Raw genomic sequence first — 10,041 nt, 5'->3', positions numbered from 1 at the left:
GTCCCCACCCCCCTGCGTGGCGATATCCCATGGAAAGCCGTGCATGGGAACTATGATAGCCACAAGAACAACGTTCCATGACGTGATACTCACCACCGACCCCTTCTCACCCCGTGACAGGAATCACAGCAGGAAGCGGTCGAGCACCTCCTGCACCCAGGGCCCCCTCCCCCATTCCTTTCCAGACATCCCGCAGACACCCGGCACACCGTATGCCGGAGCAGCCGCTCAGACCCCGACACAACTCTAAAAACATCATGTTGCCGGCTATTTCTTATTTTCTCAATTAAACTCAAAAATATGAAAACAGATATAATAATAAACACGGACAGTACACAATCCAAAGGGGACAGGATTCATGGATGATTCCATACGCGATCAGTTCGCACACATCCCGGAGCGGATCTCCGGGCTCGTCGACCTGGCATACAACCTCTGGTGGAGCTGGAACCCGGAGGCCCGGATACTCTTCAAACAACTGAACCATCAGGCATGGAAAGCAAGCGTCCACAACCCGGTCAGGATGCTGCGCGAGATCCCGGTCGAGTTCCTGAACAGGGCGGCGGCGGATCCCGCCTACTGCCACCGCTACGACATCGTCATGCACCGGTTCAGGAAGTACATGAGCACTGCCGGGACCTGGTTCTCCGAGGAGTACGCCGACCGGCCTCCATTGACGGTCGCCTACTTCTCGGCGGAGTACGGGCTGCACCACTCGCTTCCCATCTACGCGGGCGGGCTCGGGTTCCTCGCCGGAGACCACCTGAAAGAAGCAAGCGACCTCGGCCTCCCGATGGTCGCCGTCGGGTTCCTCTACTCGCAGGGTTACCTGCACCAGCAGATCAACCACGACGGCTGGCAGGAGGACGTCACCGAACCCCTCGACCGCGATGCGGCGCCCGTTACCCCGGTGCTCGACGCCGACGGCGAAGACCTCGTGGTCCGGGTTCCGCACATCGACCCGCCCATCTACGTCGCCGTCCGGAAGGTGCAGGTCGGCAGGATCCCGCTCTATCTCCTGGATACGGATATCCCCTGCAACGACCCCGAGAACCGGGGCATATCGTCCCGGCTTTATGCCGCGACCGGGAGCAGCGGCTCCGGCAGGAGATTGTCCTCGGCATCGGCGGGAGGAAGGTGCTCCATGCCCTCGGCATCGAGTACGCGGCGGTGCACCTGAACGAAGGCCACCCGGCGTTCGCACTGCTCGAACGGATCCGCGAGCGGGTCGAGCGGGGGATGGAGTTCGAGGAGGCGCTCGAGGAGGTGCGGGCAACCTCCGTCTTCACCACGCATACACCCGTCCCTGCAGGCCACGACGTCTTCTCCGTCGACCTCATCGACCGCTACTTCGCGCCCTACTACGCGGCGCTCGGCATCGACCGGATCAGGTTCCTGCAGCTCGGTGTCCACCCGGAAAGCCCCGCCTCGGGGTTCAACATGACCGCGTTCGCCCTGCGCGCGTCGGCGCATCACAACGGGGTCTCGCGTGCAAACGGGGCCGTCGCCTGCGATATGTGGAAATGCCTCTGGCCCGGACCCGCGGAAGCGATGGTGCCCATCGACTACGTCACGAACGGCGTCCACGTCCCGACCTGGCTGAACACCCGGATGAAGGCGCTCTACGACCGGCATATCGGCCCGACCTCGCCCGACTGGCTCTCGGAGCACGACGACCCAACGGTATGGGAACTCGTCGATGAGATCCCGGACACCGAACTCTGGCAACTGCATCTCTGGCTGAAGGCGAAACTCATCAACCGGCTCCGGGAGCGCGAGCGGCTCCGGTGGACGACGCGCCCCGGAGGGGCGTCGAACTCCGCGGTCGAAGGCGCGTTTCTCAACCCCTCCATCCTGACGATCGGGTTTGCCCGGCGGTTCTCGACCTACAAGCGTGCATACCTCATCTTCGAGGACCTGGAGCGGTTGAAACGCATCTTAAACAACCCCTGGCAGCCCGTCCAGATCATCTTCGCCGGCAAGGCCCACCCGTCCGACAACGAAGGCAAGGGAGTGCTCCAGCGGATCTACCGCTACACGCAGGACCCGGGGTTTGGCGGACGGGTCGCGTTCATCGAAGACTACAACGACCAGGTGGCCCAGTACCTGGTGCACGGCGTCGACATATGGCTGAACAACCCCCTGCCCCCGATGGAGGCGAGCGGCACGAGCGGGATGAAAGCATCGCTCAACGGGGTGCTGAACCTCTCCATCCTGGACGGCTGGTGGACCGAAGGCTACAACGGCAGAAACGGCTGGGCGTTCGGGGAAACAGCGGCTGACTGCGAGGCGAGGGACGGCATCGACGCCGCAGCGATCTACGGCCTCCTGGAGAACAAAGTCGTCCCGCTCTACTACGACCGCTCCATCGACGATATCCCCCATGGCTGGGTGAAGATGATGAAAGAGTCGATCAAGAGCAACGGCCCCCGGTTCTCGTCCCGCCGGATGGTGAAGGAGTACGTCGCCCGGTACTACCCGCTGCTCCTGAAGGCTGCGGGAGCGGCATATGCCCGCTACCCGGCAACGGCGAAATCCCGACAATTGCCGGCCTGGAAATCGCAGGTGCAGGGGAAGGGAGCAGACGATCTCTTCTCCCCGTGAGCACGTGAAACGGGGGAGTTCTCTATGGGGACACCTCCCGGCCGGCTACGGAGCGGTTGCCTTGCGGGAGCCCCTCCTGCAATCCTCCCCGGTGCCCCGCTCAACATGTGGGGTTCGCCCACCGGCTCGGGCAACACGCTTCCGCGTCTCTTCGTCGGCGGCCTGAAGGCCTCTTGCTCCGTGCGGGGCCCTGCCCCCGGCGCTCGCGACCCGCTGCCGGGTCTCAACGCTTGCAGCCTGGAGCCCCCGTTCGGTGTGCGGCGCCATCCCGCCGATTCTCGCGACCCGCTGCCGGGTCGCCTCGTCTGCCGATGCAAGACCGCGTTTTGTCCACTTCTTCTTTCCGGTCATATCGCCACCTCTCCGGGCCGTCCGTGTCACCGGTCGTCTCTTGCATCCCCGGCGTGCCGCTCTCTTTCGCGTGGCCGATTGGGCTTTGCCTGTTTGTGAGACGGCCGATGCCGCCGGACCCCCGCTTCTCTCGCGCTCACACTCTCCCCTGCCGTCATCCGCCTTCCTCCATGAGGGGCGGGTGAATGGAGTAACTATTATAAAATGGTTGTTTTGCAGGTATTGGCAGTAAAATACTACCGGCTCAGGCAGGGTAGTCCAATGAAACGGATGGGAATTGCAGGGGCTCTCCGTGGGATACGCTCATATCCCGCCCTGCATCTCCTTGATCATCCGCCGCACCTGGCCGAACTGCACCTCCGGCCGGGTAAAGATACAGAGATAGTCATCGCCGTAGGGAGCGATGACGACGTTTCCACTGCGATAAAAGAGCGTCATCTGTACGAATGCCCCGTTTGACGGCGCAACCGATGGCAGGCGGATCGCCCACCGGAGCAGGTCCTCGGAAAAAGCGACGGTACATTCGGCATCGATATTCCCGACCGACGAGGTGCAGAGGCCGTCGGCAAAGCAGGCAACGGCGGTCACCCCCGGGTGCTTCAGCAACGTCCCGAACGAATCGGATACCTCTTTGGGAGATGCGTCGTGGGGTACGGCGTCTTCGTGCCCGGTTTCGGTCACAATATCGCCGTGCTCGTCGTTCTCCGCGGCCGGTTCGACTGTGGGAGCGCCGTTGCCGGGCTGCAGGAGGGCCTGCATCTCTGCCGATACGGCGAGGGCCTCCTGCATCTCCCCGGGCTCGTACCGGAACAGGCCGAAGTCGAGGATCGGCTGGCTGCCGAAGTACTTCAACGCCGACGGCCCGCTCAGGGATTTCAGCGGGTGCATGAACTGTGCGGCGAGAGGCTCTCCCTTCTGCACCAGCACGAACCCCTCTCCATCCTGCATCGTGATCCGCACCGCTCCGGAAAACCTGGTCGTGTGGGAGAAGATCCACCGGAGCGGGGCCTGCATCTCCCCGATGACCTTCCCTTCCGGTAATTTATCCGTCATTCGCAACCCTGCCCGACTGCATCCAATGTGTCGAAAACAAGCGTCTTCACCGCCCGTTTCTCTTACTCGGCGTCGTCCTTGGCAAGGGTGTCGAGGATCCTGTAGGAGTTGATCAGGCGGTTGAACGCGACTGCGAGTTCGCCGATCTCATCGTTGCTCGTCACCGTGATCTCGACGTTTGCGAGATCCCCCTGGCTTGCGCTGGTCGCGGCTTGCGAGAGCTGCTCGACAGGATCCGTGATGCTCTTCGCAAGGAAGAAACTCCACATAAAGACCACGAAGACCGTGAGCAGGGTCATGACGATGATGCTGTTCTGCAGGCCGAGCGTGGCGACGATGCTCCCGGTGTCCCCCACCGAGACGATCCCCAGCAGGAAGATGGGGATGACTGCAACGGTGAGCATGCTCGCCATGAGTTTGTAGAACATTGGGATCTGGACGGTGAGGCCGTCCTGGAACACCCCGATTTCTTGCGAGAAAGATTCAGCCATGAGAGAGTATTTTCTCACTTTAGTATATGAAGTTATCCTTTAGCAAAAATTGATGTCAGGGTAAAATATCAAATTCTAATTGATCTAAATAGTCAATAAACGATTTCAGGTATTTTTATGCACCTTTAAACATAATATCCGGAAACCCCCGAAAACAACGGTGTCATTGAAGTTCGGTATATATGTGCACATGAAAATCGTTCATACGCCTGCTGCAATTTGTAAACATTTTTCACGCGCAGGTGTGCCCGATATCCTGCCCGGGGGAGGGTCTTTGGACTGCAGTAGGCCCGGCGTGAAACAGCTGTCCGAAGGGGCATCAACATATTGATACGGAATGCGGGAGAGTGGGGGTGAGCGCAACTTCCCGCCCCGTGCCGGGGGTTGAGGGGTCATGGTATGACGCTTGTGATTGCTTTCATCGGAAAACAGGGCGCCGTGATGGCGGGAGATATGCGGGAGATCGCATTCGGAGGGGACGATTCCTCCATCGAAGACCTGGAGCGCGAACTCTACGGCGGTGCGATCGTCTCCGATAGCGACCTTGCAAAACGGGCAGACGAGATCGGGGTGACGATCCAGCTCAGGGACGACAAAACCAAGGTCTCGCAGCGGGACGGGACGCTCGTCGGCGAGGTGACCGAGACGGAGGGGGCGAACATCTCGAGAAAGAGGCTCTACGCTACGAAAGGTAGTTACGTGATTGCCGAGATCGTCGATTCCCGGCTGCGGGTGATGCAAAAGGGGCGGGCAAGCAACTTCGTGGTGCTGGGAAACGATATCACGAAGAGGGTTGCCAACCAGTGCATCCAGGGGATGTGGGAAGGGGGAACGATCCAGGATGCCCTGCGTCTCATCATGCTCACCATGCAGATAGCGGCAAGCGTAACGGCGTCGGTGAGCAGAACGTTCGTACTGGTGCATACCGATACCGCGGCGGATATCCCGGCCGCTATTGCTAACGATTCTCGAAAAGAACAAAACCCGGATTGAGTTCATCCCCGAGCGGGTGCGGGGCCCTGCCGGAGGCAGGCGACGCCGCCTCAACCCCGGCGCGCAAAATGCGGAAGTTACTGACTGAGATAGTTGTGCTTCTTGAGCCAGTCTACCTGGGGTTTGATGTACCGGTAGATGATATCGCATTTCTCGTCCTGGAAACTCCAGGGAACGATGATAAGAAGGTCGCCTTCGCGTATCCAGAGCCGCTTTTTGATCTTGCCCTTGATCCTTCCCGTGCGCGTTACACCGTCCTCACAACGGACGCGGATGTGGTTTGCCCCGAGCATCAGGTCGGCCCGGCCGAAGATCTCCCGATTTCTCTTCTTCGGTAACCGTACTCGTACGATCTCTCCACTGTTGTTCTGTGTTCCTCGTGTATTCGCCAGTTAATCAACTCCGTAATAGGCGGCGGTGAGGGCCGCCCGAATATTTACTAGAGGTGTATATCAATGATCCAGGCCACCATTAAAGTATCTGTCCCGGGGTGGATCCGCACGACCGTGATCGCGCGGGAGGAAACTGGAATGCGCGGGGTGTTCCGGGTGATCGGCACCGGGAACCCGTTCGTCGCGATCCGGTCCCTGGAACGCCGCAACCCTGCCGGGCACGGCCCTGGGCAGCGGGTGTGCCCCCGCACCGGGGGAGCCAACTCCAAACCGCTCCCGGGTTTTTCTTCCGAAGGATAATTAAGGTTTGAGCGTACATGTGTGAAGAGGATCTTTGAATGGAAAGCAACAAGCTGTACGTCGGTAACCTCACCTACTCAGTAAATGAGGAACAACTGAAAGAATTATTCAGCCAGTACGGGACGGTGAACGACGTCAGAGTCATCGAGCGCAAAGGCTTCGGGTTTGTCGAGATGTCCAGCCCCGAAGAGGCTGAAGCAGCAAAGGAAGCCCTGAACGACACTGTATTCGAAGGCCGTACCCTGAAGATCGATGAGGCACGGCCCCCGAGACCGAGAAACGACTTCCGGCGGTACTAAGTAACCCCGAAGAACAGTATTCCGAATATCCCACATTTTTGAAGAGTCGGGGTTCATGCGAACCTCACCTCTGATTGTCCGGTAAGGACGGTTCCGCTACTGGTTCCTGTCTTTGCAGCCGTTTGGCCGCATGCGACCGAACCCGGCCCCGAGACGCCGCCTCTGTCATCAGGAGGCTATCTCCCGCACTATCCTGCGGGAGAATGGGTGGCCTGTCCGCCCGGCGCAGCCGTCACCACCCCCTGCCCGAAATATTCTAACGCCGAATTTCTGGTATTTTCGCCTTAAACGACGGGAACCTTTTTATTCAACCAGAGCTATGGTGGCGGCCTGTGTCTCGCGATGCGGGATGCAGGCAAAAAAGGTGGTGAGAGCTATGGCAGAAGAGAGACCTTCAGTTAAAGGCGGAATGGCCTCTGCAGCACAGGCTGCTTCCGTCCAGGAACTGAGTGCATCCGCATTCCAGAAGTACCTCAGCGGTATGGACTATCCGGCCAGCAAGCAGGACCTGATCAGCCACGCCAGGAAGAACAATGCACCCGACGCGGTGATCCAGGTCATCGAGATGTTCCAGGACAAATCTTTCCAGTCCGCAGCAGACGTGAGCCAGGAGTTCGGCAGGGTCAAATGACCCTGCCTCTTTTTGGTACTGCCGCAATCCCGGGTATCGCCCTCATTCCTCGAAGGTGAACTCCGCCGCCCAGTCGAACCCCTGGTTGTCTTCGTACCATTGCGGCCAGTGGGAAGACCATGCGGGCACGTTCACATCCCGAACCCGCTCGGTGGCCGGGAGGTAGGGCTTGATGTCCAGCACCGGCGTGCCGTCGTCGGCATCGATGTACGCGACCCGGATGATGCCCGACGTGCTATCGATATCGATGACCGGAGCCACCGAGAGCGCGATCGGGTTCGGCCGGACGGGTGACCGGGTGGCAAAGATCCCGATCGTCTCCGGGCCTCTCGTATACGGCTTTTTGCAGACCGTTTCGCTCCGGCGCTCCGGCGTATCGACCCGGTCGCCCCACCAGAGCACGACGAGGTGGCTGAACCCGTCGAGCCCCCGGAGCGCCGGCCGGAACGGCCCGTCAATCTCGATTGAGAACGATTCGTTGTCGGCATGCACGATGCCGACCGGTTTTGCGGTGAATGCGCGCGTATTCATAACGGTAGCCTTTCCCCGGCACGATCCCGGACGGGTATCGTGCCGCTCGGTCAGGGGTTGGCGCAGGAGGACTAAAAGGGCACGAGTCTGCCCCGGGGCAGGGTTGCGGTACCGTCCGGGTCGCCTCCCCGTGCTACCGGAGCGGTTTTCCATGAGACCATAATGGAGGAGCGCCTAACGCCTCAACGTGGGCACCTGGGACACAGGATAGGAGGAATAACGGACATGGCGGAAGAGAGGAGAAAGAAACCGAACCCTGCGGAAAGGTTCTGCCGGGACGCGGACGATATCATCGTCATAAGAAAGCGGGAAGAAGACGAGCCGAAACCGGACGGTGGAATCGTTTATTGAGCAGCCGGACGCTGAACGTATCCCGTGATTGAAACAATCCTGAAAAAGCGCATGCGAGAGGCCGGATTCGAACCGGCGAACTCCTACGAGACCAGGCCCTGAACCTGGCGCCTTTGACCTGGCTTGGCAACTCTCGCGCGAATGCGTGGCGAACCTCCGCCGTTGGCGTGTCCCGGCGTTCCTCGCGCCTAATACTGTAGCATCTCCAACAAAATAAATGTAATTACTCTCCGCCCTCTCCAACGGCAGGAGAGTCCCGGGAGTTGTTGTCCATGAACCGCTTCATCTCCAGTTCACGCAGTTCATACCGCTTGATCTTGCCGGAGATGGTCTTCGGGAGTGACTCCACGAACTCGATCAGGCGGGGGTATTTGTAGGGCGCCGTCACCTGCTTGACCTGTTTCTGGATGTCTTTGACCAGCGACTCCGTGGGCCGGTACCCGGGTTTCAAGACGATGAAGGCCTTGACGACCAGCCCGCGGAGCACGTCGGGCGACCCGATGACCGCCGCCTCCTGGACGGACGGGTGCTCCATGAGAGCGCTTTCGACCTCGAACGGCCCGATCCGGTAGCCGGAAGACTTGATGACGTCGTCGTCACGACCGACGAACCAGAAGTAGCCGTCCTCGTCCATGAAAGCCTTGTCACCGGTGTAATAGAACCCGTTCTGGAATACCTTGCGGTTCTCCTCTTCGTTGTTCAAGTAACCGGAGAAGAGCCCCACCGGCCGGGGATCGACCTTGATCGCGATCCGCCCTTCCTCCCCGACGCCCACCGGGTTATCGTCGTCATCGAGGAGTTCGATCTGCCAGCCGGGCATCGGCCTTCCCATGGAGCCGGGTTTGGTCTTCATGCCGGGAAGCGTCCCGATGCAGAGCACCGTCTCGGTCTGGCCGTAGCCCTCGTAGATCGTCCTCCCGGTCCCCTCCTCCCATGCCCGGATCACCTCGGGGTTGAGGGCTTCGCCGGCGCTGCAGCAGTGGCGCAGGTCGGCGAGATCGAACTTGTCGAGGTCGGCGAGGATGAGCATCCGGTAGATGGTCGGTGGGCAGCAGAACGTCGTGACCCCGTACTTCTCCAGCAGCGGCAGGATCTCGGTGGCATGGAACCGGCCCCGGATGTCGTAGACGAAGATGCAGGCTCCGGCGATCCACTGGCCGTAGAGTTTACCCCACGCGCTCTTCCCCCAGCCGGTATCGGAGATCGTGAGATGCAGGTCGTTCGGGCGCAGGTCGTGCCACAGCTGTGCGGTGACGATGTGTCCGAGCGGGTAGGAGTGGGCGTGGACCACCATCTTCGGCTCGCCGGTGGTGCCGGAGGTGAAGAAGATCAGCAGCGGGTCGGTCGCTTTCGTCCGGTGCATGCCGGGGAGGTTCACCAGTTTGTGCGAGCAGGGCGCGGGGTAGTCGAGCTCGACGGGGTAGCTGACCCATCCGTCCCGCACGCCGTCGATCATGAGCCGGACCGCGAGCGTGGGGCACTCTTCGCGGATCTCCTCCACCTTATCCGCGTGCTCGGCCATGGTGATGATCATCCTGATATCGGCCGCCTGGATGCGGTATTTCAGGTCTTTGGGGGTCAGCATCGTCGTCGCGGGGCAGTAGACCGCGCCGAGTTTGATCAGGGCGATGGTGAAGATCCACCATTCGGGTGTCCGGGGGAGCATCAGCATGACCCGGTCGCCCTTCTTGATACCGTATTTCAGGCAGATGTTGACCGCCTGGTTCGAGAGGCGCATGAGGTCGAAGAACGTATATTTCTTCTCGTTTCCATTCTGGTCGACCCAGATCATCGCCAGCTTGTTCCGGTCTTTCTTCGCCCATGCGTCGATCACGTCGAAGCCGAAGTTATAGTATTCAGGAACGTCTATCTTGAAATTGGCGCATAGGTCCTCGTAGGACGGTGGTTTTTGCTCTTCATCTGCCATAACGCGATCCCATAAAAGTTGCGCGTTTATGGTTTAAAGCATTCACGAAGTTGAAACCCGCTCCGTATCCGGAACGGGCATAAAGATTACCCATTAGTATTATGGTTTAAAAAACGAT

General features: G+C 60.0%; 12 protein-coding genes and 1 tRNA gene. 6 read left to right on the top strand and 7 right to left on the bottom strand.

All coding sequences use genetic code 11. The features are described from left to right. Nucleotides 1-358 precede the first annotated feature (358 nt). The gene (locus EI28_RS15445) at nucleotides 359-1,180 is read left to right on the top strand and encodes a DUF3417 domain-containing protein (protein ID WP_369792261.1); all 822 of its coding nucleotides are present in this window, start codon (nucleotides 359-361) and stop codon (nucleotides 1,178-1,180) included. After that, on the top strand, nucleotides 1,138-2,604 hold the full coding sequence (gene glgP / locus EI28_RS06735) for an alpha-glucan family phosphorylase (protein ID WP_369792260.1): 1,467 nt from the start codon (nucleotides 1,138-1,140) through the stop codon (nucleotides 2,602-2,604). The genes EI28_RS15445 and glgP overlap by 43 nt, the downstream gene beginning before the upstream one ends. A 45-nt stretch (nucleotides 2,605-2,649) precedes the next feature. Here glgP and EI28_RS06730 read toward each other — a convergent pair whose 3' ends face one another. From EI28_RS06730 to EI28_RS06720, 3 genes are all read right to left on the bottom strand, one after another. Further along, nucleotides 2,650-2,955: a hypothetical protein gene (locus EI28_RS06730; protein ID WP_048113730.1), complete on the bottom strand. Its 306-nt coding sequence runs from the start codon at nucleotides 2,953-2,955 to the stop codon at nucleotides 2,650-2,652. Between the two features lie 303 nt (nucleotides 2,956-3,258). Beyond that, nucleotides 3,259-4,008 (bottom strand): roadblock/LC7 domain-containing protein, encoded by a 750-nt coding sequence (locus EI28_RS06725; protein WP_048113729.1) that lies wholly within the window; start codon nucleotides 4,006-4,008, stop codon nucleotides 3,259-3,261. A gap of 62 nt (nucleotides 4,009-4,070) precedes the next feature. Then, complete coding sequence (locus EI28_RS06720) at nucleotides 4,071-4,499, bottom strand: HAMP domain-containing protein (RefSeq protein ID WP_082223105.1); 429 nt, start codon at nucleotides 4,497-4,499, stop codon at nucleotides 4,071-4,073. 399 nt (nucleotides 4,500-4,898) lie between these two features. Between EI28_RS06720 and EI28_RS06715 the strand changes: the two genes are divergently transcribed. Then, nucleotides 4,899-5,492 (top strand): DUF2121 domain-containing protein, encoded by a 594-nt coding sequence (locus EI28_RS06715; protein ID WP_048113726.1) that lies wholly within the window; start codon nucleotides 4,899-4,901, stop codon nucleotides 5,490-5,492. Nucleotides 5,493-5,569: 77 nt separating this feature from the next. Here the strand turns inward: EI28_RS06715 and eif1A are convergent, their stop codons facing one another. Further along, nucleotides 5,570-5,884: a translation initiation factor eIF-1A gene (gene eif1A, locus EI28_RS06710; protein ID WP_081432600.1), complete on the bottom strand. Its 315-nt coding sequence runs from the start codon at nucleotides 5,882-5,884 to the stop codon at nucleotides 5,570-5,572. A gap of 338 nt (nucleotides 5,885-6,222) precedes the next feature. Here eif1A and EI28_RS06700 point away from each other — a divergent pair, with 338 nt between their 5' ends. Both EI28_RS06700 and EI28_RS06695 read left to right on the top strand, forming a co-directional pair. Further along, nucleotides 6,223-6,483 carry an RNA-binding protein gene (locus tag EI28_RS06700; RefSeq protein WP_048113724.1) on the top strand — a complete coding sequence of 87 codons (261 nt, stop codon included), beginning with the start codon at nucleotides 6,223-6,225 and terminating at the stop codon, nucleotides 6,481-6,483. 376 nt (nucleotides 6,484-6,859) lie between these two features. Beyond that, complete coding sequence (locus EI28_RS06695) at nucleotides 6,860-7,114, top strand: DUF2795 domain-containing protein (protein ID WP_155937282.1); 255 nt, start codon at nucleotides 6,860-6,862, stop codon at nucleotides 7,112-7,114. Between the two features lie 42 nt (nucleotides 7,115-7,156). Here the strand turns inward: EI28_RS06695 and EI28_RS06690 are convergent, their stop codons facing one another. Then, on the bottom strand, nucleotides 7,157-7,645 hold the full coding sequence (locus EI28_RS06690) for an SAM-dependent methyltransferase (RefSeq protein ID WP_048113722.1): 489 nt from the start codon (nucleotides 7,643-7,645) through the stop codon (nucleotides 7,157-7,159). A 225-nt stretch (nucleotides 7,646-7,870) separates the two neighbouring features. Between EI28_RS06690 and EI28_RS15295 the strand changes: the two genes are divergently transcribed. Then, on the top strand, nucleotides 7,871-7,996 hold the full coding sequence (locus EI28_RS15295; protein ID WP_255342089.1) for a hypothetical protein: 126 nt from the start codon (nucleotides 7,871-7,873) through the stop codon (nucleotides 7,994-7,996). 52 nt (nucleotides 7,997-8,048) lie between these two features. Here EI28_RS15295 and EI28_RS06685 read toward each other — a convergent pair. Together EI28_RS06685 and EI28_RS06680 are read right to left on the bottom strand one after the other, a co-directional pair. After that, nucleotides 8,049-8,133 (bottom strand) — tRNA-Leu (locus tag EI28_RS06685). A gap of 86 nt (nucleotides 8,134-8,219) precedes the next feature. Beyond that, nucleotides 8,220-9,923, bottom strand: a complete 1,704-nt coding sequence (locus EI28_RS06680; protein ID WP_048113720.1) for an AMP-binding protein — start codon at nucleotides 9,921-9,923, stop codon at nucleotides 8,220-8,222. Nucleotides 9,924-10,041: the final 118 nt, after the last annotated feature.

Origin of the sequence: Methanoculleus sp. MH98A (genome assembly GCF_000691865.1) — an archaeon.
Taxonomy (GTDB): domain Archaea; phylum Halobacteriota; class Methanomicrobia; order Methanomicrobiales; family Methanoculleaceae; genus Methanoculleus.
The sequence above is the reverse complement of the archived record's forward strand: the minus strand, read 5'-3'. Positions and strand labels throughout refer to the sequence as shown.